Origin of the sequence: Pseudomonas sp. JR33AA (assembly GCF_021378985.1) — a bacterium.
Lineage (GTDB): Bacteria > Pseudomonadota > Gammaproteobacteria > Pseudomonadales > Pseudomonadaceae > Aquipseudomonas > Aquipseudomonas alloputida.
This window is the reverse complement of the sequence record NZ_JAJSAW010000002.1, coordinates 454,735-471,924: the sequence shown is the minus strand read 5'-3', so window position 1 is coordinate 471,924 and position 17,190 is coordinate 454,735. Positions and strand designations below refer to the sequence as shown.

Here is a 17,190-nt window from a genome sequence, read left to right as displayed (position 1 = left end):
GCTGCATGAGCAACCAACTGTTCGACGCCTATTTCACCGCGCCGGCCATGCGCGAGATTTTCTCCGACCGTGGCCGCCTGCAAGGCATGCTGGACTTCGAAGCAGCCCTTGCCCGTGCCGAAGCCTCTGCCGGTTTGGTCCCGCACAGCGCGGTCGCCGCCATCGAGGCAGCCTGCCAGGCCGAGCGCTATGACGTTGGCGCGCTGGCCAATGCCATCGCCACCGCCGGCAACTCGGCGATTCCGCTGGTGAAAGCGTTGGGCAAGGTGATTGCCACTGGCGTACCTGAAGCTGAGCGCTATGTGCACCTTGGGGCCACCAGCCAGGATGCGATGGACACCGGCCTGGTTCTGCAGCTGCGCGATGCCCTCGATTTGATCGAGGCCGACCTCGGCAAGCTGGCCGATACCCTGTCGCAGCAGGCCTTGAAGCACGCCGATACGCCCTTGGTGGGGCGTACCTGGTTGCAACACGCCACCCCGGTGACCCTGGGCATGAAACTGGCCGGTGTACTGGGTGCTTTGACCCGCCACCGTCAGCGCCTGCAGGAACTGCGCCCGCGCCTGCTGGCCCTGCAGTTTGGCGGTGCCTCGGGCAGCCTGGCGGCCCTGGGCAGCAAGGCAATGCCAGTGGCCGAAGCGCTGGCCGAACAGCTCAAGCTGTCCCTGCCCGAGCAACCCTGGCACACCCATCGCGACCGCCTGGTGGAGTTTGCCTCGGTACTGGGCCTGGTTGCCGGCAGCCTGGGCAAGTTCGGCCGTGATATCAGCTTGCTGATGCAAACCGAGGCGGGTGAGGTATTTGAGCCTTCTGCGCCGGGTAAGGGTGGTTCTTCGACCATGCCGCACAAGCGCAACCCGGTGGGTGCCGCCGTGTTGATCGGTGCCGCAACACGCGTGCCGGGCCTGCTGTCGACGCTGTTTGCAGCCATGCCTCAGGAGCACGAACGCAGCCTGGGCCTATGGCATGCCGAGTGGGAAACCCTGCCGGATATCTGCTGCCTGGTCTCTGGCGCCCTGCGCCAGGCTCAAGTGATTGCCGAGGGCATGGAGGTGGATGCCGCGCGCATGCGCCGTAACCTCGACCTGACACAAGGCCTGGTGCTGGCTGAGGCGGTTAGCATCGTCCTCGCCCAGCGTCTGGGTCGCGACCGTGCCCATCACCTGCTGGAACAATGCTGCCAGCGCGCGGTGGCCGAACAGCGGCACCTGCGTGCCGTGCTGGGTGACGAGCCGCAGGTCAACGCCGAGCTGTCTGGCGAAGAACTCGATCGCTTGCTCGATCCTGCTCATTACCTGGGCCAGGCCCGCGTCTGGGTGGCGCGCGCCGTGTCCGAACATCAACGTTTTACTGCCTGAAGGAGACCGCTGTGGCGCACTTGCAACTGGCCGATGGCGTTTTGAATTACCAGATCGATGGTCCGGAAGACGCCCCGGTGCTGGTCCTGTCCAACTCGCTGGGTACCGACCTGGGCATGTGGGACACCCAGATTCCTCTCTGGAGCCAGCACTTCCGGGTGCTGCGCTATGACACGCGTGGTCACGGCGCATCGCTGGTGACTGAAGGCCCTTACAGCATCGAACAGCTGGGCCGCGACGTGCTGGCCCTGCTCGATGGCCTGGACATTCAGAAGGCTCACTTCGTCGGCCTGTCGATGGGCGGCCTGATCGGCCAGTGGCTGGGTATCCATGCAGGTGAGCGCCTGTACAGCCTGACCCTGTGCAACACGGCCGCCAAGATCGCCAACGACGAGGTGTGGAACACCCGTATCGACACTGTGCTCAAAGGCGGCCAGCAGGCCATGCTCGACCTGCGCGATGCCTCCATCGCCCGCTGGTTCACCCCGGGCTTTGCCCAGGCACAGGCGCAGCAGGCCCAGCGTATCTGCCAGATGCTGGCGCAAACCAGCCCGCAAGGCTACGCAGGCAACTGTGCAGCGGTACGTGACGCTGATTATCGTGAGCAACTGGGCCGCATCCAGGTGCCCGCGCTGATCGTTGCCGGTACGCAAGACGTGGTTACCACCCCTGAGCATGGCCGCTTCATGCAGGCCGGTATCCAAGGTGCCGAGTACGTCGACTTCCCGGCGGCGCACCTGTCCAACGTCGAGATTGGCGAGGCCTTCAGCCGTCGCGTGCTCGATTTTCTGCTGGCTCACTGAGGGCAACGCCATGGACGAGAAACAACGTTACGACGCTGGCATGCAAGTGCGCCGCGCAGTGCTGGGTGATGCCCACGTGGACCGCAGCCTGGAGAAGCTCAACGACTTCAACGGTGAGTTCCAGGAGATGATCACCCGCCACGCCTGGGGTGACATCTGGACCCGCCCGGGGCTACCGCGCCATACCCGCAGCCTGATCACCATCGCCATGCTGATCGGCATGAACCGCAACGACGAACTGAAGCTGCACCTGCGTGCGGCGGCCAACAATGGTGTGACCCGCGACGAGATCAAGGAAGTGCTGATGCAGAGCGCGATCTACTGCGGCATTCCGGCGGCCAATGCCACGTTCCACCTGGCTGAGTCGGTGTGGGATGAACTCGGCGTAGAGTCGCGCCAGTAAATCGTGTTCGCGGCAAGCCCCTGCAACAGGGCGCTTGCCCGCGAATGGCCTTACACCGATGCCTTTTTTCCCCGCAGGGCAATCGGGCCGGCATTGGTTTCCACGGCGCGCTTGAGGGTCGGGCACAGGCCTAGCATGAACGCAGCCTCCGCCACCACGAACAATGGCCCGATGATCAGGCCACTCACGTCGTCGACAAATGCTGGTTTGCGGCCTTCGTAGTAATGGCCGATGAACTGGATGATCCAGCCCACCACGAACGCTCCCAGTCCGGCGCCGAGCCATAACGTTGTCGACTGCACTGCCAGCGCCTCACCGACCCACAGGCACAGGCCCAGCAACAGCCCCATCACCAGCCCGAAGCGCAGGTCCAGGCGCAGGTAGAACCACACAGCCGCCGCCGCTGCTACCAGGGCAGGGGACAGCCACATGCCAGCTATTTCCCAGCCTGGGCGTGAAAGCAGGATGGTGACTGCCAGCACGATCATGGGGATGCCGACGAAGTGCGTGGCGATGTTGCGAGGATCGCGGTGGTAGGTGGCGTATTGGCTCAGGTGGTCGACGAGGGTTTTCATGGTTGTGCCTCCCTGTTCTGCTTTGTTTCACCTGTACCTGATAGTGATCAGGATAGCTTGCAGTCACCACCATCATCAGCTCAGCGAATGGCGGCAGCGTGCACTGGCAAATTCATGGCAGGGTTTTCATCAAGCTGTTGCAAATCATGCACTCAAGAAAGTGCATGGATTTTTCTAGCTTCAGGGCATTTGAGAAGGCGTGTGGCCTCTTCGCGGGTCTATCCGCAAAAAGGCCATTTGATTCACAGAAGATTCAGCGGATAACTGACAATCAAGCGGTTCTCATCGAACGCGTTGGTGCTGAAGTCGCGACGCATGGTCGAGTTGCGCCATTTCACCGACAGGTCCTTGAAGCTGCCCGACTGCACCACATAGGCCAGTTCTGTTTCCCGCGCCCATTCCTTGCCATCGTCCACGCTGCCCACGGTGACGTTGTCACCCTTGATATAGCGGTTCATCAGGGTCAGCCCGGGTACGCCGACGGTGGCGAAGTTGAAGTCATGGCGAACCTGCCAGGAACGCTCCTTGGCATTGTCGAAGCTTGAATTGTAGCTGTCGTTGGCCAGGGTACCGCCACTGGTGCCATTGACCCGCATCCAGGCATCGTCACCGCTGACCTTCTGCAGGCCAACGTAAAAGGTGTGGCCCTGGTAGCGCGCCGAAAGCAAGGCGGAGGCGGTGCGGTTGTCCAGTTGGCCGGCCCGTTCGGCCCCATCTTCCTTGCCAATGAAGTAGCCCAGGTTGGCGCCCAGCGTCCAGTCGCCCAGCGGCTGGCTGTGCGTCAGGTTGAGGTATTGCTGGCGGTAGATGTCCTTGAGCTGGGCATCCCACAGGCCGATCATGGTGCGCTTGTCGTTGAAGGTGTACTCACCGCCGCCGAAGTTGAACCGGTCGGAGGTGAAGGCGGCTTTGCCGTTGAGCGACATGTCTTCCATGCTGGCATCGTTGCGCGGGCTGTTGCCGCGGAACTGGCCGGCGTACAGGGTCAGGCCGGCGATTTCCCTGGAGGTCAGCTGACCACCGCGGAAGGTTTGCGGCAGTGAGCGGCCATCGTCCGAACGCAGGATTGGCAGTACCGGCATCCATTCACCGACTTTCAGCTCGGTTTCGGACAGCTTGGCCTTCAGCGCCACACCCAGCCGGCCGAAGTCATCCGCGGGGCGGCCGTCGTCATGCACTGGCAGCAGGTGAGTGTTGGTAGTGCCTTTCCCGCCGTCGAGCTTGACCGAGTACAGGCCAAGCACGTCCACCCCGAAACCGATGGTGCCCTGGGTGAAGCCAGAGCGGGCATCGAGGATGAAGCTTTGCGTCCATTCCTCGGCCTTGCCCTGCGGGTGGGCCGGGTCGACGAAGTTGCGGTTGATGTAGAAGTTGCGCAGGTTGAGGGTGGCCTTGGCGTCCTCCAGGAAACCACCTTGGTTGGCGGCGAACGCGGGGAGGGCGCAGGACATGGCCAACAGGCCGGGCAGCAGCTGGCGTGCGGGTAGCGAAATGCTCATCTGTCGTGGATCTCTTGTTTTTATGGTCGAGCCGGTGCACTGCAGGTTCGGGCCTGCAGGTGCGGGTGTTTTTGATGAACTTGGGTAACGTTGCGTGGGGGGATGGTGCGGGGTAGTGCGTGGGTGAGGCAATTCGCCGCAAACGGAACGGGGCGATAATCGAACGGAATGTTCCGGTTGGTTAATAACTCTCCTGTGCTGGCCTCTTCTCGGGTAAACCCGCTCCTACGACGGCTTGCGCCCAGCCGGCACAGGCAGTAAAAACAAAGCCCACCGCTAAGGGTGGGCTTTCTGCTTTTGTAACAAGGCCAATCAGCCTTTCGGTGTTTCCACCGAGGCCTGCTGGTTGGCCTGCCCGGTCTGCTCGTACCAGCCACCGCCCAGCGCCTTGTACAGGTTGACCTCACTGGTCAGCTGCGACAGGCGGTCTCCGATCAGCGCCTGCTGGGCACTGAACAGGTTGCGTTGGGCGTCGAGGAAGGTCAGGTTGCTGTCAATCCCGATGCGGTAACGGCGTTCGGCCAAGCGGTAGTAGTCCTGGTTCGCCTGCACCAGGTCGCGTTGAGCCTGCAATTGCTCTTCGAAGGTCTTGCGTGCCGCCAGGCCATCGGAGACTTCCTGGAAGGCTGTCTGAATGGTTTTTTCGTACTTGGCGACGTTGATGTCCTTCTGGATTTTCGAGTAGTCCAGGCTGGCTTTCAGGCTACCGGCATTGAAGATCGGCAGGTTGATCTGCGGCTGGAACAACCAGGTGCCCTGGCCGCCCGAGAACAGGTGGCCCATGTCGGGGCTCAGGCTGCCGGCGTTGGCGGTCAGGCTGATGCTCGGGAAGAACGCTGCGCGGGCTGCGCCAATGTTGGCGTTCGCGGCCTTGAGCAGGTGCTCGGCTTCCTGAATGTCCGGGCGACGCTGGAGGATATCCGATGGCAGGCCGGCCGGTACTTCGGCCAGTTGGTCGGCATCAAGCTCCAGCGGCTTGGCCAGGTCGGCAGGAATGCCGGTGCCCAGCAGCACGGTCAGGCTATTGACGTCCTGGGCGACCAGGCGCTGGTACTGCGAGTACTTGACCCTGGCGCCTTCCACGGCGGTACGCGCCTGGCTGACGTCCAGGGCCGAGGCCACGCCGACCTCGTTGCTGCGACGGGTGAGGTTGTAGCTTTCCTCGTAGGTCTTCAGCGTTTCTTCGGTCAGCTTGAAAAGGGCCTGGTCGGCCTGCCAGGTGTAGTAGGCATTGGCCACGCTGGCTACCAGGGCGATTTGCGTGGAACGACGCGCCTGCTCGCTGGAGAGGTAGGTTTCCAGGGCCTGCTCGGTCAGGCTGCGCACGCGGCCGAACAGGTCCAGCTCGTAGGCGCTGACGCCCAACGTGGCCGAGTACTGGCTGGTGATGCCAGATTCGCCTGTTTGCGACATGTTCGCCGGGACACGCTGGCGGCTGCCGCTGCCGGTGGCCGAAACTGCCGGGAACAGGTCGGCGCGCTGAATGCGGTATTGCGCACGGTAGGCGTCGAGGTTCAGCGCCGCGACCCGCAGGTCGCGGTTATTGACCAGCGAGGTCTGGATCAGCTGTTGCAGCGCCGGGTCGTGGAAGAACTGGCGCCAGCCCTGTTCAGCAGCGGCAACATCCGCCGATTGCGTCGGCGAGTAAGCAGGGCCTTGCGGCCACTGCGCAGCCACCGGCGCCTCCGGGGTCTGGTAGTCAGGGATTAGCGAGCAGCCGCCGAGAATGAAAGCGGTTACCGCCAGGGACAACAAAGACTTGGTCATTGCCCAGCCTCATAACGTGGATTTTCAGGGGTGACGTCTTTTTCCGGCTCTTTGCTGCCGAACAGCGACGACACTGCGACGAAGAACAGGGGTACCCAGAAGATAGCCAGCACGGTCGCACTGATCATGCCGCCGATCACGCCAGTACCGATGGCGTGCTGGCTGCCGGCGCCGGCGCCGCTGGCGATGGTCAACGGTACCACGCCCAGGATGAACGCCAGCGAGGTCATGATGATCGGGCGCAGACGCATGCGGCACGCTTCGATCGCTGCGTCGTACAGGCTACGGCCTTGTTCGTGCAGTTCCTTGGCGAATTCCACGATCAGAATGGCGTTTTTCGCCGCAAGACCGATGGTGGTCAACAGGCCAACCAGGAAGTACACGTCGTTGGACAGGCCGCGCAGGCTGGTGGCGATCAGCGCACCGATGATACCCAGCGGTACTACCAGCACCACCGCGATCGGAATCGACCAGCTTTCATACAGGGCCGCCAGGCACAGGAACACGAACAGTACCGAAAGGGCGAACAGTGCTGGCATCTGCGAGCCGGAGAGTTTTTCCTCGTAGGACATGCCGGTCCAGGAGAAGCCGATACCGCTCGGCAGCTCGCCTGCAATGCGCTCGACCTCGGCCATGGCTTCACCGGTACTGTAACCAGGCGCCGGTGCACCGAGGATTTCCATCGCTTCGACACCGTTGTAACGCGACAGCTTCGGCGAACCGTAGGTCCATTCGCCTTTGGCGAAGGAGGAGAACGGCACCATCTCGCCTGCGCCGTTGCGCACGTACCATTTTTGCAGGTCTTCCGGGCTCATCCGCGCGCTTGGTTCGCCCTGGATGTACACCTTCTTGACCCGGCCACGGTCGATGAAGTCGTTGACGTAGCTGGCACCCAAGGCAATCGACAGGGTGTTGTTGATGTCGGCAATGGTCACGCCCAAGGCGCTTGCACGCTCGTCATCAATAGTCAACTGGTACTGCGGTTCATCGTTCAGGCCGTTTGGTCGCACGGCGCTGAGGACCTTGCTCTGCGCAGCTTTGGCCAGGAACTGGTTGCGCGCCTCCATCAACTTCGCGTGGCCGACACCGCCGCGGTCCTGAAGGAATACGTCGAAGCCGGTGGCGTTACCCAGTTCAAGCACCGCTGGCGGGGCGAAGGCGAACACCATCGCATCACGGAAGGTGAAGAAGTGCTGCTGGGCGCGCTGGGCCAGGGCGAACACGCTGTTCTCCTTGGAGCGTTCATCCCAGGGTTTGAGCATGATGAAGGCCATGCCCGAGCTCTGGCCGCGGCCTGCGAAGTTGAAGCCGTTGACGGTGAACACCGACGATACGGTATCGGCTTCGTCCTTGAGGAGGTACTCACGCATCTGGTCGACCACAGCCTGCGTGCGTTCGGCACTGGAGCCGGCCGGGGTCTGCACCTGGGCGAACAGTACGCCCTGGTCTTCTTCCGGCAGGAACGCGGTAGGGATACGGGCGAACAGCCAGATCATGCCGACCACGATCAGCGCATAGGCCAGCAGGAATGGCACCTTGTTGCGCAGGATGGTGCCTACACTGCGCTCGTAGCCATTGACGCTGCGGTCGAAGTTGCGGTTGAACCAGCCGAAGAAACCGCCTTTGGCGGTGTGGTGCTCGCCCTTCTTCAGTGGTTTGAGCATGGTTGCGCAGAGCGCCGGGGTGAAGATAAGCGCAACCAGCACCGACAGGCCCATGGCCGAGACGATGGTAATGGAGAACTGCCGGTAGATCACACCCGTGGAGCCGCCAAAGAACGCCATGGGCAGCAGTACGGCCGAGAGCACCAGGGCGATACCCACCAGGGCGCCCTGGATCTGTTCCATCGAACGCTTGGTCGCTTCCTTGGGCGGCAAGCCTTCCTCGGACATGACCCGCTCGACGTTCTCCACCACGACGATGGCGTCGTCCACCAGCAAGCCGATGGCCAGGACCATGGCGAACATGGTCAGGGTGTTGATGCTGAAGCCCGCGGCGGCAAGGATACCGAAGGTACCCAGCAATACGACCGGTACGGTCATGGTGGTGATGATGGTGGCGCGGAAGTTCTGCAGGAACAGGTACATCACCAGGAACACCAGCACCACGGCTTCGATCAGGGTGTGGATGACGCCGCTGATCGATTCGGTGACCACGGGGGTGGTGTCATACGGGAATACCGCCTTGACCCCCGGCGGGAAGAACGGTTCCAGGCCTTTGATGGTCTCGCGCAGTGCCTTGGCGGTGTCCAGGGCGTTGGCGCCGGTTGCCAGTTTAACCGCCAGGCCGGAAGCCGGCTTGCCGTTGAACTGGGCGCTGACGGCGTAGTTTTCACCGCCCAGGCCCACCTGGGCGACGTCACCCAGACGCACCTGTGAACCGTCTTTGTTGACCTTGAGCAGGATATTCTCGAACTGCTCGGCGGTTTGCAGACGGGTCTTGCCGATGATGGTGGCGTTCAGCTGGGTGCCCGGCAGGGCCGGCAGGCCGCCGAGCTGGCCGGAAGACACCTGCACGTTCTGTGCGGCCACAGCGGTCTTGACGTCGACCGGGGTCAGCTGGAACTTGTTCAGCTTGGCCGGATCGAGCCAGATACGCATGGCGTACTGCGCACCGAACACCTGGAAGTCACCCACGCCCGCAGTCCGCGAGATCGGGTCCTGCATGTTGGAGACGATGTAGTTGGCCAGGTCGTCCTTGGTCATGCTGCCGTCTTCGGAGACCAGGCCAATCACCAGCAGGAAGTTCTTCACTGCTTTGGTGACGCGGATACCTTGCTGCTGCACTTCCTGCGGCAGCAGCGGGGTGGCCAGGTTCAGCTTGTTCTGTACCTGTACCTGCGCGGTGTCGGGGTTGGTGCCCTGTTCGAAGGTGGCGGTAATGGTCATGCTGCCGTCGGAGTTACTTTCCGATGACACATAACGCAGGTTGTCGATACCGTTGAGCTGCTGCTCGATCACCTGCACCACGGTGTCCTGCACGGTTTGCGCCGAGGCGCCCGGGTAGGTCACGGCGATGGCGATGGCCGGCGGCGCGATGCTGGGGTACTGGTTGATGGGCAGCTTCAGGATCGACAAGGCCCCGACCAGCATGATCACCAAGGCGATCACCCAGGCGAAGATCGGGCGATCGATAAAGAACTTCGACATGGTTTACTCCGCTTTGGCGTCTGCTTTCGCCGCGCTGGCCTGATCAGGGCCGCCCGGCTTCTTGACGTTGGTGGCTTCGCTGACCTTCACCTCCACGCCCGGGCGCACGTACTGCAGCCCTTCGGTGATCAGGCGGTCACCTGGGTTGAGGCCTTCCTCGATCAGCCAGTCACTACCCAAGGTGCGGCTGGCCTTGAGCTGGCGCAGTTCGACCTTGTTCTCCTGGTTGACCACCAGGGCGGTGGGGGCGCCTTTGAGGTCGCGGGTCACGCCTTGTTGCGGTGCCAGGATGGCGTTGGCGTTGACCCCGGCCTTGAGCCGCGCATGCACGAACATGCCTGGCAGCAGGGTGTGATCGGGGTTGGGGAACAGGGCGCGCAGGGTCACCGAGCCGGTGGTCTCGTCGACCGCGACTTCGGAGAATTCCAGGCGACCTTCCTGCTTGAACAGGCTGCCGTCTTCCAGTACCAGCTGAACCGAGGCGGCGTTGTCGCCGGCCTTCTGCAACTGGCCGCTTTCCAGGTCACGGCGCAGCTTGAGCAGCTCGGCGGTGGACTGGGTAACGTCGACATAAATAGGATCGAGCTGCTGGATGGTGGCCATGGCGTTGGTCTGACCATTGCTCACCAGTGCACCTTCGGTGAACGAAGAGCGACCGATACGGCCGCTGATCGGCGCCAGAACCTTGGTGTAGCGCAGGTCGATCTGTGCGCTCTTGAGCGAAGCCTCGGCCTGCAATCGTTTGGCATTGGCGTCGTCGTATTCCTGTTTGGAGACGGCCTGTTCGTCGATCAGTTGCTTGTAGCGTTCGGCCAGTGAGCGTGTAGCCAGCAGGTTTGCCTTGGCATTGGCCAGGGTAGCTTCGTACACGGCAGGGTCGATCTGATACAACTGCTGGCCTTCCTTGACCTCACTGCCTTCCTTGAACAGGCGCTTGAGGATGATGCCGTTGACCTGCGGGCGCACTTCGGCGATGCGGTAGGCACTGGTTCGCCCCGGCAATTCCGAGGTGAGGGTGAAGGCTTGTGGCTGGATGGTCACGACGCCGACCTGAGGAGCCTGCGCCGCTGGCGCTGCTTCTTCTTTCTTACAGCCACTGAGCAGGGTTGCCAGGGCGACGGCGGAAACCAGAGCGGTAACGGCTGGCTTGAATTGCATGAGGATCCTCGGGTCGCTGGAGCAGGGAGACGCTCAAGAGTAATGGAAGAGATCTTGATCTGGAAAAAATGCTATCCGGTGGATAAATAGCTTGCTAAGGAATATACTTACATTCATGGTTGTTTGTAAATACTGCTGGGTTGTCCTCAGGTACTGCCTCAGCGCTTGATCAGTTCATCCGTGAGGCCCCGGCAGAGGTGCCCCGGAGCGTTCCCCCGCACGCGCTGCGCGTTCGGGCCAGATGAGGTTGTACTGCCATGGTCCGTCGAACCAAAGAAGAAGCCCAGGAAACCCGCGCCCAGATCATCGAGGCGGCGGAAAGGGCCTTCTACAAGCGCGGGGTTGCGCGAACCACCCTGGCCGACATCGCCGAACTGGCGGGTGTGACGCGGGGGGCGATCTACTGGCATTTCAACAACAAGGCCGAGCTGGTGCAGGCGTTGCTCGACAGCCTGCACGAAACCCATGACCATTTGGCGCGGGCGAGCGAAAGCGAGGATGAAGTCGACCCGCTTGGCTGCATGCGCAAGTTGCTGTTGCAAGTGTTCAACGAGCTGGTGCTCGATGCCCGAACCCGGCGTATAAATGAAATCCTGCATCACAAGTGCGAGTTCACCGATGACATGTGTGAAATTCGCCAGCAGCGCCAGAGTGCCGTGCTGGATTGCCACAAGGGCATCACCCTGGCGCTGGCCAATGCCGTACGCCGGGGCCAGTTGCCTGGCGAGCTGGATGCCGAGCGCGCGGCGGTGGCCATGTTTGCCTATGTCGATGGCCTGATCGGGCGCTGGCTGTTGCTGCCTGACAGTGTCGATTTGTTGGGTGACGTCGAAAAATGGGTCGACACCGGGCTGGATATGCTGCGCTTGAGCCCGGCTCTGCGCAAATGACACTTTGTTAAGGATTGTGAGGGAGTGTTTCCCCTTTGTGTTAAGGGGGGATTAAGGTCGCGCCCGCCTTGCGGCTGTTGGCACCACAAGGCGGCTCTGGCAGCGAGTGTGCAACCTTCAGCGGCCGCGCAATTGCCGGTCAGGCAAGGCAAATGCCGCGAACAGTCCCAGCACCGCGACGAGCGCACTCCCCAGCAGCAGTTGCCTGAACGTCTCCAGCAACCGCCCTTGAGTCATCAGGTCCACCTCTGCGGCCTTCAAACTCCCCAGCAACGGATTACCCAGCAATTCGAAACCACCCTGATGCAACAGTGCCAGCAACAGGCTGGACATGCACGCCACGCCCATGGCTCCGCCCAGCGAGCGGAACAGGTTGGTGGTGCTGGTGGCCACGCCGATGTCCTTGCTGGCCACCGCGCTTTGTGTGCCCACCAGCGAGGTCGGAAATTGCAGCCCGCAGGCTATGCCGGTCAGCAGCATGCACAGCGCACTGAGCAAGGCTGATTGCGGCGGCGTGAGTGCCATCGCGAAAATGGCCACTGGCATCAGCAGTGCACCGGCCAGGATCTGTGGCTTGTAGCGCCCGGTCCGGCTGGTCATGCGGCCACCTGTGAAGGCACCCATGGGCAGGCCCATGGCCAGCGGCAGCAGATGCAGGGCGGCGCTGTCGGCACCGGCGCCGGTAATGCCCTGGTAACGCAAGGGCATGAGCATGGACAGGGAAATGGACTGGAAGCTGGCGAAGAAGATCACCGCCCAGCACAGCACTGCCACACGGTTGCTGAACAGGCTGAGCGGCAGCAGCGGTTCCGGACAACGGCGTTCGTGTGCAATGAAAAGCGCCAGGCCCAGCAGGGCACAGCCGAACAGCGCCAGCACGGCCGGGTCGGCCCAGGCATGGCCCTGGCCTACCAAGGTGATGCCCAGCAGCAGGCTGCCAAGGCCAAGAATCAACAGCATGGCGCCAAGGTAGTCCACCTGTGCCTTGCGACGCTGCACCGGCATGCCACCGAGCGCACGGCCAATGGCCCACAAGGCGACCAGCCCCAGCGGCAGGTTGATCCAGAACACCCAGCGCCACGACAGGTACTCGGTCAACCCGCCGCCCAGTACCGGCCCGGCCACGCTGGCCGCGGCGTACATGCTGCTGAAATAGCCCTGGTAGCGGCCGCGTTCGCGCGGGGGCACGAAGTCGCCAATGATCGCCTGGCTCACCGAGACCATGCCGCCGGCGCCGATACCCTGCAGCACCCGGGCCAGCACCAGTTGCGGCATGTCCTGGGCCATGGCGCAGGCAATGGAGGCCAGGGTGAACAGGCTGATGCCGGTGAGGATCATCCGACGCCGGCCGTAAAGGTCGCCCAGTTTGCCGTAGATCGGCACAGCCACGGTCATGGCCACCATATAACCGGAGATGACCCAGGCCAGCAGGCCGACATCACTGAACTGCGCCGAGATGGCGGGCAGCGAGACGGCGACGATGGTCTGGTCCAGTGCGCCGAGGAAGATGGCCAGCATCAGGGCGGTGAGCACGTTGCGCAGGGAAGTGGGGGGCAGGGCGGCGGTCACGGGAATACCTTGTTTTGTCTACGGCGGCCCCTTGGCGGGCGAGCCTGCTCTCACAGAAGCCCTCGGATTGTAACCTGAGTTAGGTAGCTTCCTATGTACTCTATGCATCCCCTATGCAAGATCGGCATTGGCGCATTCATCCAGTGCTGCATGGCTGCGTGATATCGTTGGTATGCCACAGAGGCTGAAATCCGGGGCTTGCACCAGGTTGGTGCAACATCTTCCCGTACGTTTCTCAGCCGCTGTTTCCCACACCTTTTATTCCTCTGCCTGCATGTCGAGCATGACCGCCCAGATGGCGACGGTTGGAACAGGTCAGGTAGACCCGATTACAGGGGTCGGTAGTTACCGTTCACATTTCAACTTTTTTGCGGAGTGATCATGCCCAAGGCTTCCCACCAAGATCTGCGTTTTGCCTTCCGCGAGCTGCTCGCTTCAGGTTCGTGTTTTCACACTGCCTCGGTGTTCGACCCGATGTCGGCACGCATTGCTGCAGACCTGGGCTTTGAAGTCGGTATCCTCGGCGGTTCGGTCGCTTCGTTGCAGGTACTGGCTGCTCCGGATTTCGCTCTGATCACCCTCAGCGAGTTCGTCGAGCAGGCCACCCGCATTGGGCGAGTCGCGCAACTGCCGGTACTGGCCGACGCCGACCACGGCTACGGCAACGCACTGAACGTGATGCGTACGGTGACCGAACTGGAGCGCGCCGGTGTGGCCGCACTGACCATCGAAGACACCCTGCTGCCTGCCCAGTTCGGGCGCAAGTCCACCGACCTGATCCCGGTCGAGGAGGGGGTTGGCAAGATCCGTGCGGCGCTGGAGGCACGAGTCGATTCGTCCCTGTCGATCATTGCCCGTACCAACGCTGGCGTGCTCAGCACCGAAGAAATCATCGTGCGTACCCAGAGCTATCAGAAGGCGGGAGCTGATGGCATCTGCATGGTGGGGGTCAAAGACTTCGAGCAGCTCGAGCAGATTGCCGAGCACCTGACGGTACCGCTGATGCTGGTTACCTATGGCAACCCGAACCTGCGCGATGACGAGCGCCTGGCGCGTCTGGGCGTGCGCATCGTGGTCGATGGCCATGCGGCTTACTTTGCCGCGATCAAGGCCACTTACGACTGCCTGCGGCTGCAGCGTGGTCGGCAGAACAAGTCGGACAACCTCAGTGCCACCGAACTCTCGCACACCTACACTCAGCCTGAAGACTACATTCGCTGGGCCAAGGAATACATGAGCGTCGAAGAGTGACCAGCGGGGCGCCGTCAATTCAACGGACGGCGCTCAAGGTGACTGGGTGAGTCACGCAATGTGGCAGCTCACCCTTGATACAGCGACAGGTGATACCTGCTTTTCTAGTATAGATCTCGGTCCCAGTCTGGCTCGTCCTTGAACCGCTGTACCAGGAAATCCAGCATGCTGCGCAAGGTCGCCGGCATGTGTTTGCGCGACGTATACACCGCATTCAGGTTCAGTTCACGCGGTTTGGCCTCGGGCAGCAGGCGCACCAGTTCACCCCGGCGTATTGCGTCTGCGGCCTGGAAGGTTGGCAGCATGGCGATCCCGGCGCCGGCCAGCGCGGCCCGCTGCAAGGTCATCACCTCGTTGGCACTGATATTCCCCGCTACCGGTACGGCGACCTGCTGGCCAGCTACCTCGAAATGCCAAAGGCTGTGACCGAAATAGGCGTGGGTCAGGCAATTGTGGCGGCTCAGGTCTTCGACCTGTTGCGGCGTGCCGTGCTCGCGTAGATAGGCCGGTGCCGCGCACACCACCGAACGACAGACGCTCAGGCGCCGAGCGATGAGGTTGGGGTCAAGGTCGTTGCTGGTGCGAATGGCCAGGTCGATGCGTTCGTCTACCAGGTTGACGGTGCGATCAAGCATCTGCAGTTCGACCTTTACCCGAGGGTAGCGCTGTACATAGGCCGCCACCGCATCCACCAGCTGTGCCTGGCCAAATGAGGTACTGACGCTGATGCGCAATACACCCCTTGGCGCATCATCCGGCTGCTGTACTGCAGCCTGCAGGTCGCCGGCCAGTTCCAGCAGTTGCCGGCAGCGGGGCAGGGTTTCCTGGCCGGCTGCGGTGAGGCTGAGCTTGCGCGTGGTGCGCTGCATCAGCCGTGCGCCAACCCAGTCCTCCAGTTCGGCCAGGTAGCGCGACACGACCGGCCGGGATAATTGCAGGTAATCCGCCGCCGCCGACTGGCTGCCCAGGTCGATGACTGTGACGAACACACGCATGGCGTTGAGACGGTCCATGATTTGCCCGATTTCAGAAACAAACTATGTCTGAGCATCGCATTTTTTGTGGCGAATCGGGTAACTAAGCTGTGCACATTGTTTGGCAGAAGGCGTTACCCGAAGCCAGCAGACGAGTGCCCTGGCGCTGGCAGCGAAGGTCACCAAGGGCGGTAATTCTGTTCAATTGATGGGAGAGTATTTCATGAGCAAGATCGCAATCATCGGTGCCACCGGCCGTGCTGGCAGCCAGTTACTGGAAGAGGCCCTGCGCCGTGGTCACCGTGTACTGGCCATTGCCCGCGACGCTTCTACGCTTGAAGGGCGTGAGGGTGTGACCGTCAAGTCGCTGGATGTCACGGATAGCGCGGCCCTCCAAGCAGCCGTCGCAGGTATGGAGGCTGTGTTGAGTGCCGCGCATTTCTCGACAATGGAGCCGCCCGCCATCATCGAGCCGGTGAAGCGTGCCGGGGTCAAGCGCCTGCTGGTGGTGGGTGGCGCCGGTAGCTTGTTGCTGCCGTCAGGCCATCGGGTGATCGACAGCCCGGATTTCCCGGAGGCGTATAAAGCCGAGGCCAGTGCCGGTGTGCGTTTTCTGGAGGCGCTGCGGCGCGAGCCGAACTTGGACTGGACCTTCCTCTCGCCTTCGGCTGAGTTTGTTGAGGGTGAACGCAGAGGTCACTACACGCTGGGCAAGGATCATTTGTTGATCGGTGCGGACGGCAAGAGCTGGATCACGTTTGCCGACTATGCGATTGCCATGCTGGATGAGCTGGAGAAGCCGCAGCACTCGCGGCAACGGTTCACTGTCGGCTATTGAGTCGCCTGCGAACGAGCCGTCACATGCTGGCCTGGCGCTCCAGCCAGTCCAGCAATTCCAGCAACCCTGGCGGCAAGCTCCTGGTCTGGCTCACCAGGTAATACCCCTTGCCTGTCAGCACCTTCAGCGCAAACGGCATGCACAACCGCCCGCCGCGTAGGTCATCGCCAATCAGCGACCAGTCACCGATTGCCACCCCTGTCCCCTGCGAGGCCATGGCCATCGCCATGTCCAGTGTCTCGAAATGTTGTTTAGGGCCATGCGTGGCCAGCGTCACTCCAGCCGCCTGCAACCACAACCGCCAATCGTGTTCATCCCGCGAGGGGTGCAGCAACATATGTCGGGCCAGGTCTTCCACCTGCTGCAACGGCACTGGCCCTTCACGCAATGACGGTGCGCACACTGGGGTCAGTTGCTCATCGAACAGCTTGCGCACCTGCAGCCCGTGGTTCGGCGCATCGCCGTAGACCACTGCCGCATCGAAGCCCTCGCGGCGCAAATCCACCCCGTGCTGCACGGTAGTGGTCAGCTCAACCGGCACATCCGGGCGCAGCGCCTGCCATTCCATCAGGCGCGGCAGCAGCCAGCGCATTACGCAGGTTGGCGCCTTGAGCTGCAAGGTAGTGCTGTGCTCACCCACCTCGTGCACCCCTTGTTCGATCAGCGCGAACACCTGCTGCACCCGCGGCAGCCAGTCCAGGCCTTCACGGGTCAGACTCAACCCACGCGCCTCGCGCTTGAACAGGGCGTAACCGAGGTGTTCTTCGAGGGCTGCAATCTGGCGGCTGACAGCGCCCTGGGTGATGTGCAACTGCTGCCCGGCGCGGGTGAAGTTGCAGTGCTGGGCGGTGACCAGAAACGTATGTAGCGCAGGCAGGGGCGGGAGGCGTTTCATTGCATTAAGCCATGATCACAGGACATGGCTAGTATGTGTTTTTTTACATTGTGGCGATAGC

General features: G+C 62.2%; 14 protein-coding genes. 6 read left to right on the top strand and 8 right to left on the bottom strand.

Annotated elements, in window-relative coordinates; translation table 11 throughout:
* Positions 1 to 5: 5 nt before the first annotated feature.
* From LVS58_RS05465 to pcaC, 3 genes are read left to right on the top strand one after another with little or no spacing between them, the layout of a single operon-like run.
* Positions 6 to 1,358, top strand: a complete 1,353-nt coding sequence (locus LVS58_RS05465; protein ID WP_233690194.1) for a 3-carboxy-cis,cis-muconate cycloisomerase — start codon at positions 6 to 8, stop codon at positions 1,356 to 1,358.
* Between the two features lie 11 nt (positions 1,359 to 1,369).
* Positions 1,370 to 2,161: a 3-oxoadipate enol-lactonase gene (pcaD, locus tag LVS58_RS05460; protein WP_233690193.1), complete on the top strand. Its 792-nt coding sequence runs from the start codon at positions 1,370 to 1,372 to the stop codon at positions 2,159 to 2,161.
* A gap of 10 nt (positions 2,162 to 2,171) precedes the next feature.
* Positions 2,172 to 2,564, top strand: coding sequence for a 4-carboxymuconolactone decarboxylase (gene pcaC, locus LVS58_RS05455; RefSeq protein WP_010952489.1), 393 nt, complete (start codon positions 2,172 to 2,174; stop codon positions 2,562 to 2,564).
* Positions 2,565 to 2,614: 50 nt separating this feature from the next.
* Here the strand turns inward: pcaC and LVS58_RS05450 are convergent, their stop codons facing one another.
* From LVS58_RS05450 to ttgA, 5 genes are all read right to left on the bottom strand, one after another.
* Entirely contained in the window at positions 2,615 to 3,139 is a 525-nt protein-coding gene (locus tag LVS58_RS05450) for an Mpo1 family 2-hydroxy fatty acid dioxygenase (RefSeq protein ID WP_233690192.1), read from the bottom strand.
* Between the two features lie 242 nt (positions 3,140 to 3,381).
* Positions 3,382 to 4,638, bottom strand: a complete 1,257-nt coding sequence (locus tag LVS58_RS05445; RefSeq protein ID WP_233690191.1) for an OprD family porin — start codon at positions 4,636 to 4,638, stop codon at positions 3,382 to 3,384.
* 312 nt (positions 4,639 to 4,950) lie between these two features.
* Positions 4,951 to 6,405 (bottom strand): AdeC/AdeK/OprM family multidrug efflux complex outer membrane factor, encoded by a 1,455-nt coding sequence (locus tag LVS58_RS05440; protein ID WP_010952492.1) that lies wholly within the window; start codon positions 6,403 to 6,405, stop codon positions 4,951 to 4,953.
* Complete coding sequence (gene ttgB, locus LVS58_RS05435; RefSeq protein WP_233690190.1) at positions 6,402 to 9,554, bottom strand: multidrug efflux RND transporter permease subunit TtgB; 3,153 nt, start codon at positions 9,552 to 9,554, stop codon at positions 6,402 to 6,404. Before ttgB ends, LVS58_RS05440 begins: the two co-directional genes overlap by 4 nt.
* A gap of 3 nt (positions 9,555 to 9,557) precedes the next feature.
* Positions 9,558 to 10,712, bottom strand: coding sequence for a toluene efflux RND transporter periplasmic adaptor subunit TtgA (gene ttgA, locus LVS58_RS05430; RefSeq protein ID WP_233690189.1), 1,155 nt, complete (start codon positions 10,710 to 10,712; stop codon positions 9,558 to 9,560).
* Positions 10,713 to 10,969: 257 nt separating this feature from the next.
* On the opposite strand from ttgA, the gene ttgR reads away from it, so the two are divergent.
* Positions 10,970 to 11,602, top strand: coding sequence for an efflux transport transcriptional regulator TtgR (gene ttgR / locus LVS58_RS05425; RefSeq protein WP_004575141.1), 633 nt, complete (start codon positions 10,970 to 10,972; stop codon positions 11,600 to 11,602).
* Between the two features lie 117 nt (positions 11,603 to 11,719).
* Here ttgR and LVS58_RS05420 read toward each other — a convergent pair whose 3' ends face one another.
* Positions 11,720 to 13,171 (bottom strand): MDR family MFS transporter, encoded by a 1,452-nt coding sequence (locus LVS58_RS05420; protein ID WP_233690188.1) that lies wholly within the window; start codon positions 13,169 to 13,171, stop codon positions 11,720 to 11,722.
* Between the two features lie 381 nt (positions 13,172 to 13,552).
* Between LVS58_RS05420 and LVS58_RS05415 the strand changes: the two genes are divergently transcribed.
* Complete coding sequence (locus LVS58_RS05415; protein ID WP_233690187.1) at positions 13,553 to 14,422, top strand: isocitrate lyase/PEP mutase family protein; 870 nt, start codon at positions 13,553 to 13,555, stop codon at positions 14,420 to 14,422.
* Between the two features lie 104 nt (positions 14,423 to 14,526).
* Here the strand turns inward: LVS58_RS05415 and LVS58_RS05410 are convergent, their stop codons facing one another.
* The gene (locus LVS58_RS05410; RefSeq protein ID WP_233690186.1) at positions 14,527 to 15,435 is read right to left on the bottom strand and encodes a LysR family transcriptional regulator; all 909 of its coding nucleotides are present in this window, start codon (positions 15,433 to 15,435) and stop codon (positions 14,527 to 14,529) included.
* Between the two features lie 184 nt (positions 15,436 to 15,619).
* Between LVS58_RS05410 and LVS58_RS05405 the strand changes: the two genes are divergently transcribed.
* The gene (locus LVS58_RS05405) at positions 15,620 to 16,234 is read left to right on the top strand and encodes an NAD(P)-dependent oxidoreductase (protein ID WP_233690185.1); all 615 of its coding nucleotides are present in this window, start codon (positions 15,620 to 15,622) and stop codon (positions 16,232 to 16,234) included.
* A 19-nt stretch (positions 16,235 to 16,253) separates the two neighbouring features.
* On the opposite strand, the gene LVS58_RS05400 is transcribed toward LVS58_RS05405, so the two are convergent.
* Positions 16,254 to 17,129: a LysR substrate-binding domain-containing protein gene (locus LVS58_RS05400; protein ID WP_233690184.1), complete on the bottom strand. Its 876-nt coding sequence runs from the start codon at positions 17,127 to 17,129 to the stop codon at positions 16,254 to 16,256.
* Positions 17,130 to 17,190: the final 61 nt, after the last annotated feature.